This window comes from Micromonospora sp. AMSO31t, from assembly GCF_008868175.1.
Lineage (GTDB): Bacteria > Actinomycetota > Actinomycetes > Mycobacteriales > Micromonosporaceae > Micromonospora.
Window position 1 is genome coordinate 1 of the sequence record NZ_WBKT01000012.1, and the last position, 19,421, is coordinate 19,421.

The following is a 19,421-nucleotide window of genomic DNA, read 5'->3' on the forward strand; positions in this document are numbered from 1 at the left end:
GCCGACGAGCCCCACCCCCACGCCGACCAGCCCGAGCCCGTCGCCGACCACGCCGGGCCAGAAGGTCGACAACCCGTACGCCGGGGTGAAGGGGTACGTGAACCCCGAGTGGAAGGCCAAGGCGGACGCCGAGGCGGGCGGCAGCCGGGTCTCGAACAACCCGACCGCGGTCTGGCTGGACCGGATCGCCGCCATCGAGGGCACCGACGGCAGCAGCTCGAACGGCTCGATGGGCGTCCGCGACCACCTGGACGCGGCTCTCACCCAGGGTGCCGGCTACATCCAGTTCGTCATCTACAACCTGCCCGGCCGCGACTGCGCCGCGCTGGCCTCCAACGGTGAGCTGGGCCCGGACGAGCTGCCCCGCTACAAGGCGGAGTACATCGACCCGATCGCGGCGATCCAGAGCGACCCGAAGTACAAGAACCTCCGGATCATCAACATCATCGAGATCGACTCGCTGCCCAACCTGGTGACCAACACCTCGGGCAACGCGGGCGGCACCGCGATGTGCGACACGGTCAAGGCCAACGGCGCCTACGTCAACGGGGTCGGCTACGCCCTGGCCAAGCTGGGCGCGCTCGGCAACGTCTACAACTACATCGACGCCGCCCACCACGGATGGATCGGCTGGGACAGCAACTTCGGCCCGACCGCCGACATGCTGAAGAGCGCGGCCGTCGCCTCCGGCAGCACCGTGCGCAACGTGCACGGCTTCATCGTCAACACGGCGAACTACTCGGCGCTCAAGGAGCCGTACGTCAAGATCACCGACACGGTGAACGGCACCAGCGTCCGGCAGGCCAAGTGGATCGACTGGAACCAGTACGTCGACGAGCTCTCCTTCGCCCAGGCCTTCCGGCAGAAGCTGGTCTCGGTCGGGTTCGAGAGCAACATCGGCATGCTGATCGACACCTCCCGCAACGGGTGGGGCGGCACCGCCCGGCCCACCGGCCCGGGCGCGACCACCAGCGTGGACACCTACGTCAACGGTGGCCGCGTCGACCGCCGGATCCACGCCGGCAACTGGTGCAACCAGGCCGGGGCCGGTCTCGGCGAGCGTCCCCGGGCGAACCCCGAGCCGGGCATCGACGCGTACGTCTGGGTCAAGCCGCCGGGTGAGTCGGACGGCTCCAGCACCCTCATCCCGAACGACGAGGGCAAGGGCTTCGACCGGATGTGCGACCCGACCTACACCGGCAACGCCCGCAACGGCAACAACCCGAGCGGGGCCCTGCCCAACGCGCCGATCTCCGGCGCCTGGTTCTCCGCCCAGTTCCAGGAGCTCATGAAGAACGCCTACCCGGCGCTCTCCTGATCCGGCGGCCGGCCCACCCGCGGCGGCGGGAGTGAGGCACCGCCCCGCGGGTTCCCCGGGCCCCTGGTCGACCCCACGTCGGCCAGGGGCCCCCGGGCGTCAGGGGACCGTTCTCTCGATCGCCGCCCGGCCCAGCTCCTCAAGGTCGCGGCGGGCCTGCTCCAGGTTCTCCGGTGTCGGGTCCTGACCCCGGGCCATCACGAGGTCCTCGGGATCCCACGGCTGCTCGGCGCCGGTCCGGATGTTGTCCCCGCCCGCGCCGGTGCCGGTGCCGGTCGCCCCGGTCCCGGCCGCGTACGGGTCGCCGAGGATGTCCGGCGAACCGGTGTCGGGCACCGCGCCGTCGGGCTCGGTGAAGACGGGATTGTCCGGGTCGGTGCCACCGGTGCGCAGCTGCGGCACCGTGCTGTCGTCGTCCACCGCGGCGGCCACCTCGGGGGTCTCCTCCAGCGGCCGCTCGCCACCGCGGTCACGATCCGTCATGCTGCTGCCCTCCTGTCCCGTTCCGTGATCCCCACGGCGTACCCCGTGGGGGACCGGCCATGCCGACGGCCCCGGGACGGGCGTCCCGGGGCCGCGGTCAGCGCTCGTCGGCGGCGCGTGGCTCCGGCGGCTCGGTGGGGCGCAGCCACTGCCAGAGCAGCATGAGCAGCCCGAAGGCGAGCATCACCAGACCGGCCCACAGGTTGATCCGGACGCCCTGCGCCTTGTCGATCTCGGCGGACGAGTCGAAGAGGCCCATCAGACCCACGATCAGCCCGTACGCGACGAACAGCCCGCCGATCACCCGGCGGATGTCGAACAGCCGCGCCGCCGCCGATCGGGCCTCCTCGGCCTCGGTCTCCTCGACCAGCGGGTCGTGGGCCTCGCCCCGGGGGTGGCGTTCGGGGTTGTCTGCCATGGCGTGCCTCCGTTTCTCAGAAGACCGGGATGTAGAAGAGGGCGGCGAGGACCACGGCGATCACGCCGAGCAGCACCGGGGACCGGTACCAGGCGGCGTCCCCGGCCAGCGAGTCGTCCTTCAGCGTGGCGTCGCTCAGGCCGTAGACCAGCCCGGTCAGCTCGTCGTTCCGCTTCGGCCGGGTCAGCGGGGTGAGGATCGCCGCCACGACGGCGACCGTCACGAAGGCGAGGCCCGCGCCCCAGAAGCTCTCCTCCAGGTCGGAGTTGAAGTGCACGACGTCGGCCAGGTGCAGCAGGTAGGTCCCGATCGCCACCACGGTGCCCGCCAGCAGCGACCAGAAGCCGGCGAGCGGGCTCATCCGCTTCCAGAACATGCCGATGATGAAGGTGCCGAAGAGCGGGGCGTTGAACACCGAGAACAGAGCCTGGATGTAGTTCATGATGTTGCTGAACCCGGCGGCGATGAACGCCGTGCCGATGCCGACCACCACCGCCACCACGGTCGCGATCCGGCCCACCCGCACGTAGTACTCGTCCGGGCGGTCCCGCTTGAAGTACGCCTGCCAGATGTCGTACGTGAACACCGTGTTGAACCCGCTGACGTTGGCGGCCATGCCGGCCATGAACGAGGCCACCAGGCCGGTGACCGCGATGCCGAGCACCCCGTTGGGCAGCAGGTCGCGCATGAGCAGCGGGATCGCGTTGTTGTAGACCAGGTCGCCCTCCTCGGCGCCGAGTCCCTTCACGGTGACCAGCGCGATCAGGCCGGGGATCACGGTGACCAGCGGGATGAGCAGCTTCGGGTACGCGCCGATGATCGGGGTCCGGCGGGCGGCGCTCATGTTCCGGGCGGACAGCGCGCGCTGCACCTCGGCGAAGTTGGTGGTCCAGTAGCCGAAGGAGAGCACGAAGCCGAGGCCGAAGACGATGCCCAGCCAGTGCGCGCCGAGCGGGTTGTCCGTGCTGCCGGTGTTCTGCCAGGCGTGCAGCCCGGCCTCGCCGAGCTTGGAGTCGCGCACCGCGTCCATCAGGCCGTTCACGCCGCCGACCTTCACGAGGCCGATGACGGTGATCGGCACGAGGCCGGCGATGATCACGAAGAACTGGAGCACCTCGTTGTAGATCGCGCCGGACAGGCCGCCGATGGTGATGTAGGCCAGCACGATCGCCGCTCCGACGACGATCGCCACCCAGAGCGGCCAGCCGAGCAGCGCCTGCATGATGAGCGCGAGCGCGTAGAGGTTCACGCCGGCGATGAGCACCTGGGCGACCGCGAAGCTGATCGCGTTCAGCAGGTGGGTCGGCCGGTTGAAGCGCAGCCGCAGGTATTCGGGGACGCTGCGGACCTTCGAGCCGTAGTAGAAGGGCATCATCACGATGCCGAGGAAGACCATCGCCGGCACGGCGCCGATCCAGTAGTAGTGGACGGTCATGGCGCCGTACTGGGCGCCGTTGGCCGCCATGCCGATGATCTCCAGAGCGCCGAGGTTCGCCGAGACGAAGGCGAGGCCGGTGACCCAGGCGGGCAGTGACCGCCCGGAGAGGAAGAAGTCGACACTGGTGCGGATGGCCCGACGCGCGGCGAAACCGATGCCGAGGACCGTGATGAAGTAGAGCGCCAGGATCAGGTAGTCCAGGGCGTTCATGTCCAACCGAAGACCGCTACCCATCCCGTGCTCCCTCCGTGGCGACGCTGCGCCCGCAGGTACCCAGTTTGCGAAATTTCATGCCCGGAGGGCGGTCTGGCACACAGGGCGAAGCCCCGGCCGTCCACCGGCCGGGGCTCCGAGGCGACGTGTCGTCAGCGGCCGAGGACCCGGTCCAGGAAGTCCCGGTAGCCGCGCACGGCCACCCTGAGCTGCTCGGTGTCGGTCGAGCCGAACTCCTGCCAGCTGCCCAGCTTGGTCTTCTGCTCCCGCAGCGCGGCGGAGAGCGCCTCGATGGCCTCCTCGACGAGCGACTGCGCCTCACCGACGGCGGCCCGCGGGTCGTCCACGAAGCGGAGCTGCACGTCCCGCCAGCGGTCCCGGAAGTCCTGGGCGGTCTCGGCGGCGAAGAGGGTTGCCGCGTCCGCCGGCACGGCGCCCGGTGTGGGCCGGGCCGCGCCGGCCAGGGCGGCGCCGGCCGCGCCCGCGCCGGCCGCGGTGGTGCTCGTGTCCGGATCGACCATCGCCGGCTCGGCGCTGCCGTACCCGGCACCGGCCGCCGGCGCGTCGTCGCGCGTCACGCCGGAGTCGGCGGCCTCCCAGCGGTCCGGGTCGTGCAGCCGGTCGCCCGCCGTCGGGTCGGCCCGCTCGTCGTCGAACGCGTCGGTCCGGCCCGGAGCGCCGTCGCCCGGCACGGCGGTGTCCTCGTTGCGCGGGTCCCGCTCGTCCTCGGGCCGGCCGCTGGCCATCGCCGAGGCGGCCACCGCGTCGCCCACGGAGGTCGCCCCGAAGGCGGTCGGCAGCGGCGCCGGGTCGTGGTACACCGGCCGGTCGTCGGCGTCGGCGGCCTCCGCGTCGCGAAGGTCCCCGGCGTCGTACGCCCGGGTCTCGTCGAGTTCCGCGTCCCGGCGGTCGGCGCCCTCGCCGGCGACCGCCGGGTCGTCGAAGGTGCCCCGGTCGTCGAGCGCGTCCTCGGGCACCTCGGCCCGGGCGGCCCGATCGGCCTCGGTCCCGTCCCCGGCGGTCCGGTCCCCGGGGGGCGGGACCGGCACCGGCGCGGACCGGACGGCCTCGGGGTGGTCCTGCGTGGCCTGCTGCTCTTCCTGACGCATGGCGGCGGCCTCCTCAGCGGCTCGTGGCGTCGTGCTCGTGGTCGGGGTGGCGCTGCGCCGGCGGCTGGTGCCCCACCGGGTCCTCACCGAGCAGGTCGGCGAAGAGGGCCCGGTAGTGCACGAGCGCCTGGCGGAGTTCCTCGGTGCCGGCCTCGCCGCGTTCGTTGCGCAGCCGGATGTCGTGGGCGTCCCGGTAGTGGGTCAGGGTGCGGGCGTGCTCGACGGAGAGGTGGGCGATCTGTTCGGTGAAGTCCCCGGTGGGGTACCCGCGCTCCGCGATCAGCCGGGTGACCAGTTCGTCGGCGTCACCGACGGTTTCGGCGGGGGAGTCGACGAAACGCACCTGGAGCTCCTCCCAGGCGGCGGCGTACCGGGCGCGGGACTCCGCGCTGAGCGGGGTCAGCTCCAGCTCGGCGTGGCGGCGTTCCCGCTCCCGCAGCTCCCGCTCGGCGGCGCCGCGGCTGTCCTGCTCGGCGACGGCCCGGTCGTACTCGGGGCCGAACCGCTGCCGGAGGGCCCGGCGGCGGCTGGCGACCACGGCGACCGCGGCCAGCGCCGCGAGCACCAGAACGACGATGACTATGACGACTACCTGCGTGGGCGACATGGCTCCTCCTTCGCCCGCTGGTATTCCCTCCGGTCCGTGATCGCCAATCCCGATCGGCGGTACTTTCCTGCGCGATCGTGCCCCCGCAGCCTCCCACGGGACGGCCGGGCACACACCCGTTTCGCGCGGCGAAGAGTGGACCCGTTCCAGAGACGGCACCCGGGTGAGGGACCGGGCGGGCCCGGCGTCCGCACGACCGATGAGCGACCTGGCCCAACGAGCCGGTCCTCCGTACGCCCCCTTTGGACGAACCTCCCGCCGGTCCCTTCCGGCGGTGCGTTCCCGTCCAACGGTGTCCACTGCGAACATTCCGGACCGTAGTGAGGGGCGAGACGGCCGGTAGTGCATCCGGCTGGGATTACGTATCCTGCCCAAGGCGCCCGGGCCGGGGCCCGGCGTCGCGGCCCTTCCGGCCGGTGCCGGCGCCACCCCTGCGACACCTTCCCCCGGGCGAGGTTGGATGAACACCCGAGACTGGCCGATCCGCGCCAAGCTGACCGCGCTGGTCATCGGTCCGGTGACCGGGCTGCTGGCACTGTGGATATTCGCCACCACGCTGACCTTCGGGCCGGCCCTCGACCTGCTCGCCGCGCGTACCCTCCTGTATGACCTGGGCCGGCCCGGTGAGAGCGTGGTCACCGAGCTGCAACGGGAACGCCGGCTCTCGGTCGTCCAGCTCGCCGGCGACACCGCCCTGCCGGCCCTGGCCGAGCAGCGCGCCCGCACCGACCGGTCGATCGCCGAGCTGCGTCGCCACGTCGACGGGGAGAAGCTCCGCGACGCCGCGGACGACCTGCTCGACGCCCGGCTCGACCAGCTGGTCTCCGCGCTCGACGCGCTGCCCGCCGGGCGGGGCTTCATCGACGGCCGGAAGGTGGACCAGGCCGGCGCCGTCGGGCTCTACAGCGGGATGATCGGCTCCGCCTTCCAGACCTTCGCGGCCATGGCCACGCTCCCCGACGCCCAGCTCAACCGGCAGGCGCTGGCGCTCACCGGGCTGGGCCGGTCGCGGGAGCTGCTCGGCCAGGCCGACGCCCTGCTGGCCGGCGCGGTCACCGCCGGCCGGTACGCCGAGGGTGAGCACGAGCAGCTGGTCCGCACCATCGAGAACCAGCGCTTCCTGGCCGAGAACGCGGTGGCCGACCTGCCGCCCGCCGAACGGACCGGCTACCAGCGGCTCACCGAGGGGGAGGCGTTCGTCCGGCTGCGCGCCCTCCAGGACACCCTGGTCCGCGCGCGCGACCTGCCCGCCGGGTTCGACATCCGGGCCTGGGAGACCAGCCACACCGCGGTCGCGCAGGGCCTGCGGGACTTCGAGCTGCGCGGCGCGGACACCCTCACCGAGCGGTCCGTGCCGATGGCGGTCCAGATCCTGGTCCGGCTCGCCGCCGCCGGGCTGCTCGGCCTGGTCGCCATCGTGGTCTGCGTGCTGGTGGCGCTGCGGGTCGGCCGGTCCCTGGACCGCCGGCTCACCGGGGTACGCACCGCCGCGCTGGAGATGGCCGAGCACCGCCTGCCCGACGTGGTGGCCCGGCTGCGCCGCGGCGAGGAGGTCGACGTCGCCCGCGAGGCGCCCGAGCTGGACCACGGCGGCGACGAGATCGGCCAGGTGGGGCGCGCCTTCAACGAGGTGCGCCGCACGGCCGTGCAGGCCGCCGTCGACGAGGTCACCCTGCGCCGCGGTCTCAACGAGGTCTTCCTGAACATCGCCCGGCGTAGTCAGGGTCTGGTGCACCGGCAGTTGGCGCTGCTGGACCGGCTGGAGCGGCGCACCGAGGACCCGGACGAGCTGGCCGGGCTGTTCCAGGTCGACCACCTGGCCACCCGGCTCCGGCGGCACGCCGAGGATCTGGTGATCCTGGCCGGCGCGGCCCCCGGCCGGGGCTGGCGCAACCCGGTCGCCGCGGTCGACGTGGTGCGCGGCGCGATCTCCGAGGTCGAGTCGTACGACCGGGTCGACGTGGGCGAGGTCCAGCCGGCCGGGGTGCTCGGCCGTGCCGTCGGCGACCTGATCCACCTGCTCGCCGAGCTGATCGAGAACGCCACCGTCTTCTCCCCACCCGGCACCCGGGTGGACATCAGCGGTCGCACGGTGCCCGGCGGCTACACCGTGGAGATCACCGACCGGGGGCTGGGCATGTCGCCGACGGCGCTGGCCGACGCCAACCGCAAGCTGTCCCACGCCCCGGAGTTCGACCCGACCGACAGCGCCCGGCTCGGCCACTTCGTGGTCGCCCGGCTGGCCGCCCGGCACGGCGTCCGGATCGAGCTGCGGCGGGCCGCACCCGGCGGGATCACGGCCGCCGTGTTCGTCCCGTCGGACCTGGTCACCGCCGAGCCGGCGATCGGCCCGACCGGCCCGGACGCCGACCGGCCCGGGCGGGACGACCGGCGGATGGCCAAGGTGACCCGGCTGGCCACGGTCCCCCGGACGCGGGCCGCCCGGCCCGGCCGGGACCGCCCCGAGTCGGCGGTCGTGCCGCTGCCCGCCGGCCGTCCCTCCGCCGTCGAGACGCCGGCGGACGGCGACGGCCTGCCGCGCCGGGTCCGCCGGCGCGGGCCGGCGGCCCGCCCCCGGCCGGTCGTCGCGGACAACCCGGCGCACCGTCCGCCCGAGGAGGCCCGGCGAGCCATGTCCGCGCTCCAGGCGGGCACCGCCCGCGGCCGCCGTGACGGCTCCCGCGCCGCCGACCCCAGCGCCGCGCGCCGCGGGCCCACCTCGACCGCGGCGGCCGGCGGGCCGGCCGCCGATCCCACCGCCGCCCCGGACCGGGCCGGCGCTCCGTCCACCGACGCGGCCCGCACCCGGGCCGCCGAGCCCTCCCCGCCCGAACCGGCGGCGGCTCCGGACCAACGAACCGCGACTGAGAGGGACGCCTAGTGGTGCACACGACGCGGCAGAACGCCGATCTCGACTGGTTGCTCGACGACCTGGTGGAGCGGGTGCCGGGCGCCCGCCAGGCGGTGGTGCTGTCGGCGGACGGCCTCCTGCTCGGCGCGTCCGCCGAGCTGGACCGCACCGACGCGGAACACCTCTGCGCCCTGGCCTCCGGTTTCTCCAGCCTCGCCAAGGGGGCCACCCGCCACGTGGGTGGCGGCGCGGTCCGGCAGACCGTGGTGGAGATGGAGTCGGCGTACCTGTTCGTCACGGCCGCCGGGCAGGGCGCCTGCCTGGCGGTGGTGAGCGACGCCGACGCCGACATCGGCCTGGTGGCGTACGAGATGGCCATGCTGGTCATCCGGGTCGGCGAGAACCTCAGTGCACCGGCCCGCACGGCGGCGACCGATGTGGGCTGAGTCGCCGGGCCCCCGGCACGAGTGGCTGGATGCCGCCGCCGGTCCCGTGGTCCGCCCGTACACCGTGACCGGCGGCCGGGTGCGTCCGCCGGTCGATGGCTTCGACCTGGTGGCGTTCGTGCTGACCACGCCCGGGGCCGACCCGGCCGGCGTGCCCGGCCTCCAGCCGGAGCACCGGCGCCTCGTCGAACTGACCCGCCGGCCGGTGGCCGTGGCCGACCTCGCCGCCGACCTGGATCTCGCCGTCGGCGTGGTCCGGGTGCTGCTCGGCGACCTCCTCGCCCGGGGGCTGGTCACGGTGCGCCGGCCGGCCGCCGCCCACCTGCCCGACGACAACATCCTCAAGGCGGTGGTCAGTGGACTCCGTGCGCTTTGACCGGGAGCCGGCCGCGCCGCGGGTGCCGCTGGCTCTGAAGATCCTCATCGCCGGTGGCTTCGGCGCGGGCAAGACCACGCTGGTGAGCGCGCTGAGCGAGGTCCGGCCGTTGCAGACCGAGGAGGTGCTGACCGGCGCCGGCATCGGCACCGACGACGTCTCCGGGGTGGAGCAGAAGTCGACCACCACGGTGGCCATGGATTTCGGCCGCATCACCATCAACGACGACCTCCAGGTCTACCTGTTCGGCACCCCGGGGCAGGACCGGTTCTGGTTCCTCTGGGACGAGCTGGCGTTCGGAGCGCTCGGCGCCGTGGTGCTCGCCGACACCCGGCGGCTGGCCGACTGCTTCCCCTCGATCGACTACTTCGAGCAGCGGGGCATCCCGTTCGTGGTGGGCGTGAACTGCTTCGACGGCTCCCGCCGGTTCAGCCTGGAGGCGGTCCGCGACGCCCTGGACCTGGACCCGGACGTGCCGCTGGTGCTCTGCGACGCCCGGGACCGGCAGTCCGGCAAGCTGGTGCTGATCTCGCTGGTCGAGCACGTCGCGCGGCAGCGCGGCGAGCCGGTGCCGGTGGGCTGACCCCGTTCCGCCCGCCGGCGGGCCGGAAATCCGGCGCCGGGAATGACGCCTAACCGGCCGGCTCACCGGGAAGCCTCTGGTTGGATCGACGGTGCGACGGCGGAAGGGTGGGAGCGGTGACCGGGCAGGACGCGATCGTCCACATCGGGGGCTACACGGCGGAGGCGGGCGGGCAGGCCGAGGGCATCGTGGCCGCCCGGCGCGACCCGGCGACGGGGGCGCTGACCCTCCTCGGCACGGTGGCGGTCACGCCGTCGCCGTCGTTCCTCGTCCGGCACCCGGCGTTGCCGGTGCTCTACGCGGTCAACGAGCTGGCCGAGGGGCAGGTCAGCGCCTTCCGGGCCGGTCCGGGGGGCGACCTCGACCCGCTGGGCGTACGGGCGACCGGCGGGGCGGAGCCCTGTCATCTCGCGGTGGCGCCGGACGGCCGGCACCTGTTCGCGGCGAACTACGGCGGCGGGAGCGTCGCGGTGTTCCCCCTCGACGCCGACGGGACGCCGGGGGAGCGCAGCGACCTGATCCGGCACGAGGGGCACGGCGCCGACCCGGAGCGGCAGGAGCAGGCGCACTGCCACATGGTCTCGCCCGACCCGGCCGGCGGTCCGCTGCTCGCCGTCGACCTGGGCACCGACTCGGTCTACCGGTACGACCTCGACGTCTCCTCGGGGCGGCTGGTCCCCCGCGCCCCCCGGCTGCGGACGCCGGCCGGCACCGGGCCCCGGCACCTGGCCCGGCACCCGGACGGGCGGCGTTGCTGGCTGGTCGGCGAGCTGGACGGGACCGTCACCGCGTACGACGTGACCCCGGACGGGCTGCACCAGCGGGCCCGGGTGGACGCCAGTGACCGGGCCGGGCACGTGCAGCCCTCCGAGGTCGCCCTCGGGCCGGACGGCCGCTTCCTCTACGTGGGCAACCGGGGGGTGGGCACGGTCGCGGTGTTCGCGCTGGCCGGGGAGGCGCCCGAGCTGGTGGCCGAGGTGGACACCGGTGGCGAGTGGCCGCGGCACTTCGCCCTGGCCGGTGAACACCTCTACGTGGCCGACGAGCGGGCCGGCATGATCAGGATCTTCCGGGTGGACCCGGGCACCGGGGTGCCGGAGCCGGTGGGCGAGCCGGTGCCGGTGCCGAGTCCCACCTGTGTCCGTCCGTGACGGGGTGGTCACCGGAACACCGTCCGCAGTGGACTTTGATCACCTGGAATGACTGACCACTCACTCAACGTAGCGATTTGGCGATCAACTGTTTCTCCTGCGTAACTTTCGTCCGAACGGTTGTGGCACTAACCCCACGAGATACGCAAGATGGTCACCGTGTCTGGCCGCCATCGCATGCGTTCGAACCTCCGTGGGGCAGGTGCCGTTGCCGCGGCGACCGCGCTCGTCGTCGTCGTAGCCGGCTCCTGGTTCGGCTATCAGCAGCTGGCGGGCCCGAACTGCTCGGGACGGATCGAGCTGTCCGTCGCGGCGGCCCCGGAGATCGCCCCCGCCGTCCGGGGGGCGGCCGAACAGTGGGTGTCCGACGGCGCGGCGGTCGGCGAGACCTGCATCGCCGTGAACGTCTCCTCCTCCGAGCCGGTCGACGTGGCCGCCGCGGTGGCGAGCAAGCACGGCGCCACCCTGGCCGGGGTCGGGCAGGCCAGCGGCACCGTGGCCACGCCGGACGTCTGGGTGCCGGACTCCTCCACCTGGCTGCTGCGGCTCAAGAGCGGCGGCGCCACCGCCTTCGCGCCGGGCAACGGGGCCTCGATCGCCCGCAGCCCGGTGGTGGTCGCGCTGCCGGAGCCGGTGGCCTCCCGGATCGGCTGGCCGGACAAGAAGCTGCACTGGACCGACCTGCTGGCCCAGGTCACCAGCAGCAAGCCGTTGCGCGCCGGGATCGTCGAGCCGACCCAGGACGCCGCCGGCCTGTCCGGGCTGCTCTCGCTGACCGCCGCCGCCAGCGCCACCGGCGCCGCCGGTTCACCGAAGGCGCAGGAGGCGATGGTCGGTGCCCTGCGGGCGCTGGCCACCAACCGCTCCTCGTTGCGGCAGGACCTCCTGGCCCGCTTCCCGCGCTCGTCCGATCCGACGGCCATCGCCAACGCGCTCGGCGCGGCGGCGCTGTCGGAAGAGGACGTGATCGCGTACAACAACACCAAGCCGCCGATCCCGCTGGCCGCGCTCTACCTGGAGCCGGCGCCGATGCCGCTGGACTACCCGTTCGCGGTGCTGCCCGGCATCGAGCCGACCAAGGCGTCGGCCGCCCGGGTGCTCTTCGAGGTGCTGCGGACGTCGGGCTTCAAGAACCGGCTGGCCGGGCAGGCGCTGCGGGCGCCGGACGGCAACTGGGGCGACGGGTTCAAGGCGCCCCAGGGCGCGCCGAGCCCGGCCAACGGCGGCGCGAGCGCCGTCCCGCCGTCCGGTCAGGGCGGCGCGGCCGACCTGGACCCGGTCGCCATCCAGAAGGCGACCACCACCTGGTCGGTGGCCACCCAGTCCGGCCGCATGCTCTGTGTCATCGACGTCTCCGGTTCGATGAAGAAGGCGGTGGCCACCGCCAACGGCGCCAGCCGGGAGCAGGTCACCGTCGCCGCCGCGAGCCAGGGCCTCGGGCTCTTCGACGACTCCTGGTCGATCGGCCTGTGGACCTTCTCCACAAACCTGAACGGTTCGCAGGACTACCGGGACCTGCTCGAGATCAAGCCGCTGTCGAGCAACCGGGGCCCGCTTCAGCAGCGCCTGGCCGGGATCCGACCCTCGGACGGCGACACCGGCCTCTACGACACCATGCTGGCGGCCTACAAGAAGGTCCAGCAGGACTGGGAGCCCGGCAAGGTCAACTCGATCGTGCTGTTCACCGACGGCAAGAACGACGACGACAACGGCATCTCCCAGAAGGCGCTGCTGGGCCAGCTCAAGCAGCTGCGGGACGAGGAGCAGCCGGTCCAGGTGATCATCATCGGCATCGGCAACGAGGTCAGCCTCGCCGAGCTGAAGTCGATCACCGACGTGACCGGTGGCGGCGCCTTCGTCACCACCGACCCGAGCAAGATCGGCGAGATCTTCCTGCAGGCGATCGCGCTGCGGCCGCCGGCGCCGCGCTGACCCGACACTCAGCGAACGCGTTCCGCCGTACCGGCGAAGTCCGGTACGGCGGAACGCTTCCCGGCTCCAGCGGCCGGGAGAAACTGACGGCAATGTGTCCGAAGCAATCGGTAACCATAATTGTCGAGGCATGATGACCGGGTGCTCCGAACCGCGGGATCCCCACCGGGACCGCGCGGCGCGGGGTCGTCCTGAGCGAAGTGGGGAGGGCCGGTGACCTCGGCGACGCTGTTGACTCCCGCCAGCACGTCGTCGAGACCCGGTGGCGACCGCCCCGGACCGACGACGCGCGCCGCGGAGCGGGCCTACATCCGGGTCCTGGCGGTGGTGGACACCGCCGTGCTGACCGTGGCGATCCTGATCGGCTACGTGGCCCGGTTCGGCGACGAGGAGCCGAGCGGCTCCGAGATCCCCTACGTCGTGGTCGCGCCCGCCCTGCTGCTGGTCTGGCTGGTCTCGCTCAAGGTGATGCGCTGCTACGACGACCAGGTGCTCGGCTACGGCGCCGACGAGTACCGGCGGGTCAGCGCGGCGAGCCTGCGGCTGGCCGGTGGCATCGCCATCGCCGGTTACATCGCCGACGTCGGTGTCTCCCGGGGCTTCCTGGCCGTCTCCTTCGCGGTTGGCACGCTCGGCCTGGAGGTGGCCCGGTTCGCCGCCCGAAAGCGGCTGCACCGCGCCCGTGACCGGGGCGCCGGCTGGTCCCGCAAGGTGCTGGTGGTCGGCGACACCGCGCACGTGCTGGAGCTGGTGCACACCCTGCGCCGCGAGCCGTACGCCGGCTACCAGGTGGTCGGCGCCTGCATCCCGGACGCGTTGCTCGCCCCGGTGCCGCAGCGCCTCGGCGACGTGCCGGTGGTGGGCTCGTTCCGGGGCATCCCCGAGGCGGCCACCGCGATCGGCGCGGACACCGTGGCGGTCACCGCCTCGGGTGAGCTGACGGCGACCCGGCTGCGCCGGCTGGGCTGGCAGCTGGAGGGCACCGGCGTCGACCTCGTGGTGGCCCCGGCGCTGACCGACGTCGCCGGTCCGCGCATCCACACCCGGCCCGTCGCCGGCCTGCCGCTGATCCACGTGGAGGCGCCCGAGTTCCGGGGTGCCCGCAAGCTGGTCAAGGGGCTGGTCGACCGCTCGATCTCGCTGGTCGCCCTGCTGCTGCTGGCGCCCCTGCTGGTGGTGATCACGCTCGCCATCAAGCTGGACAGCCGCGGCCCGGTGCTGTTCCGCCAGACCCGGGTGGGTCAGGGCGGCAAGGAGTTCGGCGTCTTCAAGTTCCGCACCATGGTCGTCAACGCCGATGCCCTGCTCGCCGAGCTGGCCGCGCGCAACGAGACCGACGGCCTGATGTTCAAGATGCGCGACGACCCCCGGGTGACCCGCGTCGGCAAGCTGCTGCGCAAGTGGTCCCTGGACGAGCTGCCCCAGCTGGCCAACGTGCTGCTCGGTCAGATGAGCCTGGTCGGTCCGCGCCCGCCGCTGCCCTCGGAGGTGGCCCGGTACGACGGCGACGTGGCCCGCCGGCTGCTGGTCAAGCCCGGCATGACCGGCCTCTGGCAGGTCAGCGGCCGGTCCGACCTGAGCTGGGAGGACGGCATCCGGCTCGACCTCTACTACGTGGAGAACTGGTCCCTCGCCGCCGACCTGACCATCCTCTGGAAGACCTTCGGGGCGGTGGTCAACAGCCGGGGCGCGTACTGACCGGCCGGGCGGCCGGGGCGGGTCAGGGCTGCGGGCCGAGCCAGTCCAGGCAGACCACCACCGCGTCGTCGACCAGGTCGCCGGCCACGAAGGCGCGCAGGTCCCCGATCAGCGACCGGACCGCGTCCAGCGGCTCCATCGGCCCGGTGCGCCGCAGGAAGCGGTCCAGCGCGGTCTCGCCGTAGCGGATCCGCTCCGAGGTGGCGTCGATCACCCCGTCGCTGACCACGAAGAGCCGGTCCCCGCGCCGCAGCTCGAAGCGCTGCTCCCGGTAGTCGGTGCCCTCGAACATGCCGAGCGGGAACTGCTTGTCCAGCACCTGCTCGGTCACCTCCCCGTCGCGCAGCAGCACCAGGCGGGGCGAGCCGGCGTCGACCACGTTCAGGGTCCCGGTGGCCAGGTCCAGCTCCAGCAGGAGCGCGGAGAGGTGCTGCTCGCCGCGGTGCAGCGCGTAGGTCGCCTGGTCGGCCAGGGCGGCCTGGTCGGCCAGCCCCAGCTGGGCGCGGCGGGCGTTGCGCAGCGCGTGGGTGGCCAGCGAGGTGAGCATCGAGGCGGCCACCCCCTCACCCGAGCCGTTGATCACCGACAGCCAGAGCCGGTGGCCGTCGTCGGACCAGTCGAAGCCGTCGCCGCGCACCGCGTACGCCGGCTCCAGCTGGCCGGCCAGGCTGAAGGAGGGCCGGATCCGGCTGCGACCGGGCAGCAGCTCCCACTGCATCTCGGCGGCCAGCGTGAGCCGGCGGCTGCGCCGGGCGGTCAGGTAGATGTCGGTGGTGGCCGCCACGGCGGCCAGCTCGTGCCCGAGCGCCGTGGCGACGGCGTCCAGCTCGGCCAGGGCGGCCGGGTCACCGGGCACCGGCGAGATCCGGAGCACGCCGCGCCGCTCGCCGCGCATCCCGACCGGGAACCAGCCGGTGCCTTCCGAGACGGTCGGCTCCTGGTGGTCGAAGCAGCGCCAGGCCGGGTGGCCGGGGGTGACGATCGACTCACCGCCGCCCAGCGGCAGCAGCGCGGCCAACCGGTAGTCGACCTGGTACAGCTCGGTCCGGGTGATCCCGTACGACTGTTCCAGCTCGGCGGCGAGCCGGTCGACGAGCTGGTCGGTCGGCGCCTCGGTGAGGCTCCGCCGCGCCCGATCCTCCGGTCCGCTCATCTTTGCTCCTTTGCACAGGTCGTCGGCCTGGTGGGGCGGGTAGTCTCGGGCCCACCATGGCCGAAGAACACGGTCCCCAGGGACCTGATGCGAGTATGGCCGCCGCCCTCGACGAGGCGGCGGGCACCCTGCTGGCTGTCTGGGAGGCAGCTCGGGAGCGGACCACGAGCCGGCTCTCCGGCGCCCAGTTACGCGCGGTCATGGTCGTCGAGCAGTACGACGGGATCAACCTCCGCCGGCTCGCCACGCTGACCGACATGCTGCTCTCCTCGGCCAGCCGGCTCTGCGACCGGCTGGTGGCGGCCGGCATGCTGGAGCGGGAGCCCGGCCGGTACGACCGGCGCGAGATCGCCCTGCACCTCACGCCGGCGGCCACCCGGCTCCTCGCCGAGCTGCGCGCCGACCGGCGCCACCGGCTGGACCGGATCCTGGTGGGCATGAGCCCGGAGGGGCGGGCGGCGCTGGAGCGCGGGATGCGCGAGTTCGACGAGGTGGCCCGGCGCGGGGAGGCGGCCACCGCCGAGGGCTGGCCGGTGCTCCAGCCGTCGGGGGAGCGCATCGGCGACCCGCAGGCCGAGCCGCAGTCACCCGGCGAGCCGCCGGTGGCCCGCACCGCCTGACCGGGCCGGGCCGGCCCCACCGGCCGCTACGACCAGCATGGCGATGTCGTCGTGGACCTGACCGTCGAGCCACTCGTCGACGAGCTGGAGCAGCCGGTCGACCAGCGCGGCGGGGGGCAGCCCGGCTCCGGACGCGAGCGCCCGCCGCAGCCGGGCGTCGCCGAACATCTCCAGCTGGCTGCGCCCGCCCCGGGCCTCGGTCACCCCGTCGGTGTACGCCACCAGCAGGTCGCCCGGGGCCAGGCGTACCTCCGCCTCGGCGAAGCGGGCCGCGGTCAGCGCCCCGACCGGCATCCCGCCCACCCGGACCGGTTCGACCCGGCCGTCGGTGCGGACCACCAGCGGGGCCGGGTGCCCGCCCCCGGCCACCCGGACCAGCAGCCCGCCGTCCGGCTCGCGGGTCAGGGCGCCCAGCAGGAGGGTCGTGAACTGGGGCCGGCGGGCCGCGTCGGGTGCGTCCAGCAGCGCGCGGTTGAGCAGGTCCATCAGCTCTCGCGGGCGCTGCTCGACCAGCCGCAGGGTCCGCAGCGACTGGCGTACCCGCCCGGTCAGCACGGCGGCGCCGACCCCCTTGCCGCAGACGTCGCCGAGGGCGAAGAGGCCGCCGCCGGGGGTGGGGAGGAGGTCGTAGAAGTCGCCCCCGATGCGCAGGGTGTCCCCGGCGGCGCGGTAGCCGCCGGCCAGCGTCATCCCGGGCAGCGACGGCAGGGCCGGGGGGAGGAGGCTGTTCTGGAGTACGCGGGCCAGGTGCGCCTGTTCGCCGTAGAGGTCCGCGGCGGCCAGCGCGGCGCCCGCCCGGGCGGCGAACTCCCGGGCCAGCTCCACCTCCCGCGGTCCGAAGCCGCTCCGCTCGGGACGGCGGGCCAGGATGAGCGCGCCGGCCGGGCCGCCGGCGCTGCGCATCGGGCTGATCAGCACGGCGCCGGGCCGGCCGAAGCCCGCGGGCAGCATCTCGTCCAGCTCGGCGTCGAGCCCGGGGCCGGGCTCGGTGACGTCCCCGCCGAGCGCCTCGACCAGCCCGGGCACCGCCTCGACCGCCGGCCAGCCGGCGACGCCGGTGACCGGGCCGGGCTCGTCGGCGGCGTACCGGACCCAGTGCGGCTGGTCCTCGGCGGGCGGGGACGGGCGGTGCACGACCACGGCGGCGTCGGCCAGGTAGGGAACCGGGAGGGTGACGGCGGCGCGCAGCGTCTGGTCCCGGTGCAGGGCGAGCCCGAGCCGGCTGCCCGCCTGGGCCAGGAACGCGGTGCGGGACCGCTCGGCCAGCAGCGCGTCGGCACGCGCCTGCTCTTCGGTGACGTCCCGCACGTACCAGGCGCAGGTGCCGCCGGCCAGGCCGCGCCGGACCCCGCGCAGCCGCCGGCCGTGGTGTTCGGTGTCGAAGGTCCCGCCGCCGCCGCGCACCGCGCCGGCCAGCGCGGGGACCGGGCAGCCGGCCAGGTCGACGCCGGGGGAGAGCTCGGGGAGGAGCTTCGCGGCCGTGGCGTTGACCAGGGTGACCATGCCCGCCCGGTCGGTGGTCACGACGGCCTCGGCGAGCCCGTCCAGCAGTTCGCGGGCGAGCCGGGAGTCGTCCGGCAGCGCGGCCCCGGCCGGCGGTCGGGCGGTCGTCACCGCCGGTGGCCGGGCGCTTCGGTCTGTCGAACCGTGCGCATGCTGTCGGTGCACTCCTCGGTCGCGAATCCGTTGCCCGAGGGCAAGCGTACCGAGCGGGGGCGTCGGAAGCCCATGGCGGAGCGCCCCGCTCAGCCGGATCGGGCCAGCCAGGCGACCGGCTGGTCCACCACCCGGCGGACCACCGAGGTGGCCCCACCGACCGCCGCCGAGCGCGCCCCGAGCGCCGCCGGGCGCACGGTCACCGGGGACCAGGCGGCGGTGAGCACCCGCCGGGAGATCTCGGTGACCACCGGCGGGCGCAGCCAGGGGGCGAGGGGGGCGTATCCGCCGCCGAGCACCACGGTGTCCAGGTCCAGCAGGTTCACCACGCCCGCCACGGCCACCCCGAGGGCGGTCCCGGCGTCCGCCAGGGCGGTCAGGGTTGCCGGGTCGCCCGCCCCGGCCAGGTCGGCCAGGCGGATGGCGGCGGTGTCCGCGGGCAGGTCCGCGCCGGCCAGACCGGCGGCGGCCAGGATGGTTTCCTGGCCCGCGTAGCGCTCCAGGCACCCCTGGCCGCCGCAGCGGCACGGCCGCCCCTGCGGCTGCACCGGGATGTGACCGATCTCGCCGCTCCAGCCGCGCGCGCCCCGGTAGAGCGTCCCGTCCAGCACGATCCCGGCACCGATGCCGATCTCGCCGGTGATGTGCAGGAAGCTGGTCGAGCCGGGTGGGCCGGCGTGCAACTCGCCGAGGGCGGCCAGGTTGGCCTCGTTGTCGACCACCAGCGGGGGGATGCCGTCGACCGGCTCGGCGAGCGGGCGCCCGGCCAGCAGGGCGGGCACGTCGACGTCACGCCAGCCGAGGTTGGGCGCGAGCCGGACCAGGCCGCCGCCGTCGACCAGGCCCGGCACGGCGAGCGCCGCGCCGGCCAGGGTCAGCCCGTCGCGTACGGCGGCGGCGCGGGCCTCGGCGGCCAGTGCGGCAAGTCTGTCCAGGGCGTCGGCGGGGGAGACCGGGCGCAGGTCGGCGCGGCGCACCAGGTGGTGCCGGACCGCCCCGGTCAGGTCGACCACGCAGGCGGCCAGGTAGTCGACGTTCACCTCCAGGCCGAGCCCGGCCGGGCCGTCGCCGGCCAGCACGAGCCCGCGGGCGGGCCGCCCGGCCCCGGTGCGCGGCGCGGGTTCCGCCTCGGCGACCAGCCGGCCGGCGATCAGGTCGTCCACGACGGCGGAGACGGTGGCCCGGGTCAGCCCGGTCCCGGCGGCGATCCCGGCCCGGGACGGCGGTCGGTCGGCGGTGGCGATCCGCCGGAGCACGACCGCGAGGTTGAGCTCGCGCAGGCTGCCCTGGCGGACCGCGCCGGCGGTGCTGGGGCTGGTCACCCCTTGACACTGCCACAGCGCCGCCATTTAATTCAACCACTGAACAA

At 74.2% G+C, this 19,421-nt stretch carries 17 protein-coding genes; 9 read left to right on the top strand and 8 right to left on the bottom strand.

Annotated features, from left to right (window positions below; all coding sequences use genetic code 11):
- The coding region (locus tag F8274_RS04725; protein ID WP_151461043.1) for a glycoside hydrolase family 6 protein at nucleotides 1–1,318 on the top strand (1,318 nt) is incomplete at its 5' end.
- A gap of 99 nt (nucleotides 1,319–1,417) precedes the next feature.
- Here the strand turns inward: F8274_RS04725 and F8274_RS04730 are convergent.
- The 5 genes from F8274_RS04730 to F8274_RS04750 form a co-directional block, all read right to left on the bottom strand.
- Nucleotides 1,418–1,801: a hypothetical protein gene (locus F8274_RS04730; RefSeq protein WP_151461044.1), complete on the bottom strand. Its 384-nt coding sequence runs from the start codon at nucleotides 1,799–1,801 to the stop codon at nucleotides 1,418–1,420.
- A 97-nt stretch (nucleotides 1,802–1,898) separates the two neighbouring features.
- Nucleotides 1,899–2,219, bottom strand: a complete 321-nt coding sequence (locus F8274_RS04735; RefSeq protein WP_151461045.1) for a hypothetical protein — start codon at nucleotides 2,217–2,219, stop codon at nucleotides 1,899–1,901.
- A gap of 16 nt (nucleotides 2,220–2,235) precedes the next feature.
- Nucleotides 2,236–3,891, bottom strand: coding sequence for a sodium:solute symporter family protein (locus tag F8274_RS04740; RefSeq protein ID WP_151461046.1), 1,656 nt, complete (start codon nucleotides 3,889–3,891; stop codon nucleotides 2,236–2,238).
- Between the two features lie 131 nt (nucleotides 3,892–4,022).
- Entirely contained in the window at nucleotides 4,023–4,979 is a 957-nt protein-coding gene (locus tag F8274_RS04745) for a hypothetical protein (protein ID WP_151461047.1), read from the bottom strand.
- A gap of 13 nt (nucleotides 4,980–4,992) precedes the next feature.
- A complete protein-coding gene (locus tag F8274_RS04750) occupies nucleotides 4,993–5,586 on the bottom strand; it encodes a hypothetical protein (protein ID WP_151461048.1) in 594 nt (197 codons plus the stop codon).
- Nucleotides 5,587–6,046: 460 nt separating this feature from the next.
- Here F8274_RS04750 and F8274_RS04755 point away from each other — a divergent pair, with 460 nt between their 5' ends.
- The 7 genes from F8274_RS04755 (at nucleotide 6,047) to F8274_RS04785 (ending at nucleotide 14,623) form a co-directional block, all read left to right on the top strand.
- Nucleotides 6,047–8,467 carry a nitrate- and nitrite sensing domain-containing protein gene (locus F8274_RS04755; RefSeq protein ID WP_151461049.1) on the top strand — a complete coding sequence of 807 codons (2,421 nt, stop codon included), beginning with the start codon at nucleotides 6,047–6,049 and terminating at the stop codon, nucleotides 8,465–8,467.
- Nucleotides 8,467–8,883 carry a roadblock/LC7 domain-containing protein gene (locus tag F8274_RS04760; RefSeq protein WP_151461050.1) on the top strand — a complete coding sequence of 139 codons (417 nt, stop codon included), beginning with the start codon at nucleotides 8,467–8,469 and terminating at the stop codon, nucleotides 8,881–8,883. Before F8274_RS04755 ends, F8274_RS04760 begins: the two co-directional genes overlap by 1 nt.
- Nucleotides 8,873–9,259 (top strand): DUF742 domain-containing protein, encoded by a 387-nt coding sequence (locus F8274_RS04765; RefSeq protein ID WP_151461051.1) that lies wholly within the window; start codon nucleotides 8,873–8,875, stop codon nucleotides 9,257–9,259. The genes F8274_RS04760 and F8274_RS04765 overlap by 11 nt, the downstream gene beginning before the upstream one ends.
- Entirely contained in the window at nucleotides 9,240–9,842 is a 603-nt protein-coding gene (locus F8274_RS04770) for an ATP/GTP-binding protein (protein WP_107078959.1), read from the top strand. The genes F8274_RS04765 and F8274_RS04770 overlap by 20 nt, the downstream gene beginning before the upstream one ends.
- A 116-nt stretch (nucleotides 9,843–9,958) precedes the next feature.
- Complete coding sequence (locus F8274_RS04775) at nucleotides 9,959–10,993, top strand: lactonase family protein (RefSeq protein WP_192579708.1); 1,035 nt, start codon at nucleotides 9,959–9,961, stop codon at nucleotides 10,991–10,993.
- A 177-nt stretch (nucleotides 10,994–11,170) separates the two neighbouring features.
- Nucleotides 11,171–12,925, top strand: coding sequence for a substrate-binding domain-containing protein (locus F8274_RS04780; RefSeq protein WP_151461053.1), 1,755 nt, complete (start codon nucleotides 11,171–11,173; stop codon nucleotides 12,923–12,925).
- Between the two features lie 213 nt (nucleotides 12,926–13,138).
- Nucleotides 13,139–14,623, top strand: a complete 1,485-nt coding sequence (locus F8274_RS04785) for a sugar transferase (protein WP_151461054.1) — start codon at nucleotides 13,139–13,141, stop codon at nucleotides 14,621–14,623.
- A gap of 22 nt (nucleotides 14,624–14,645) precedes the next feature.
- On the opposite strand, the gene F8274_RS04790 is transcribed toward F8274_RS04785, so the two are convergent.
- The gene (locus F8274_RS04790) at nucleotides 14,646–15,776 is read right to left on the bottom strand and encodes a PP2C family protein-serine/threonine phosphatase (RefSeq protein ID WP_151461055.1); all 1,131 of its coding nucleotides are present in this window, start codon (nucleotides 15,774–15,776) and stop codon (nucleotides 14,646–14,648) included.
- Between the two features lie 95 nt (nucleotides 15,777–15,871).
- Here F8274_RS04790 and F8274_RS04795 point away from each other — a divergent pair, with 95 nt between their 5' ends.
- On the top strand, nucleotides 15,872–16,396 hold the full coding sequence (locus tag F8274_RS04795) for a MarR family winged helix-turn-helix transcriptional regulator (protein WP_151461056.1): 525 nt from the start codon (nucleotides 15,872–15,874) through the stop codon (nucleotides 16,394–16,396).
- Here F8274_RS04795 and F8274_RS04800 read toward each other — a convergent pair.
- Both F8274_RS04800 and F8274_RS04805 read right to left on the bottom strand, forming a co-directional pair.
- Nucleotides 16,361–18,010, bottom strand: a complete 1,650-nt coding sequence (locus tag F8274_RS04800; protein WP_225853612.1) for a PP2C family protein-serine/threonine phosphatase — start codon at nucleotides 18,008–18,010, stop codon at nucleotides 16,361–16,363. The genes F8274_RS04795 and F8274_RS04800 overlap by 36 nt on opposite strands.
- Before the next feature lie 131 nt (nucleotides 18,011–18,141).
- On the bottom strand, nucleotides 18,142–19,401 hold the full coding sequence (locus tag F8274_RS04805) for an ROK family protein (protein WP_151461057.1): 1,260 nt from the start codon (nucleotides 19,399–19,401) through the stop codon (nucleotides 18,142–18,144).
- Between the last annotated feature and the right edge of the window lie 20 nt (nucleotides 19,402–19,421).

Excerpts from the sequence above, each read along its gene's own strand:
- F8274_RS04730 (WP_151461044.1), bottom strand. The coding sequence starts at position 1,801 with ATGACGGATCGTGACCGCGGTGGCGAGCGGCCGCTGGAGGAGACCCCC.
- F8274_RS04735 (WP_151461045.1), bottom strand. The coding sequence starts at position 2,219 with ATGGCAGACAACCCCGAACGCCACCCCCGGGGCGAGGCCCACGACCCG.
- F8274_RS04740 (WP_151461046.1), bottom strand. The coding sequence starts at position 3,891 with ATGGGTAGCGGTCTTCGGTTGGACATGAACGCCCTGGACTACCTGATC.
- F8274_RS04745 (WP_151461047.1), bottom strand. The coding sequence starts at position 4,979 with ATGCGTCAGGAAGAGCAGCAGGCCACGCAGGACCACCCCGAGGCCGTC.
- F8274_RS04750 (WP_151461048.1), bottom strand. The coding sequence starts at position 5,586 with ATGTCGCCCACGCAGGTAGTCGTCATAGTCATCGTCGTTCTGGTGCTC.
- F8274_RS04755 (WP_151461049.1), top strand. The coding sequence starts at position 6,047 with ATGAACACCCGAGACTGGCCGATCCGCGCCAAGCTGACCGCGCTGGTC.
- F8274_RS04765 (WP_151461051.1), top strand. The coding sequence starts at position 8,873 with ATGTGGGCTGAGTCGCCGGGCCCCCGGCACGAGTGGCTGGATGCCGCC.
- F8274_RS04780 (WP_151461053.1), top strand. The coding sequence starts at position 11,171 with ATGCGTTCGAACCTCCGTGGGGCAGGTGCCGTTGCCGCGGCGACCGCG.
- F8274_RS04790 (WP_151461055.1), bottom strand. The coding sequence starts at position 15,776 with ATGAGCGGACCGGAGGATCGGGCGCGGCGGAGCCTCACCGAGGCGCCG.
- F8274_RS04795 (WP_151461056.1), top strand. The coding sequence starts at position 15,872 with ATGGCCGCCGCCCTCGACGAGGCGGCGGGCACCCTGCTGGCTGTCTGG.
- F8274_RS04805 (WP_151461057.1), bottom strand. The coding sequence starts at position 19,401 with ATGGCGGCGCTGTGGCAGTGTCAAGGGGTGACCAGCCCCAGCACCGCC.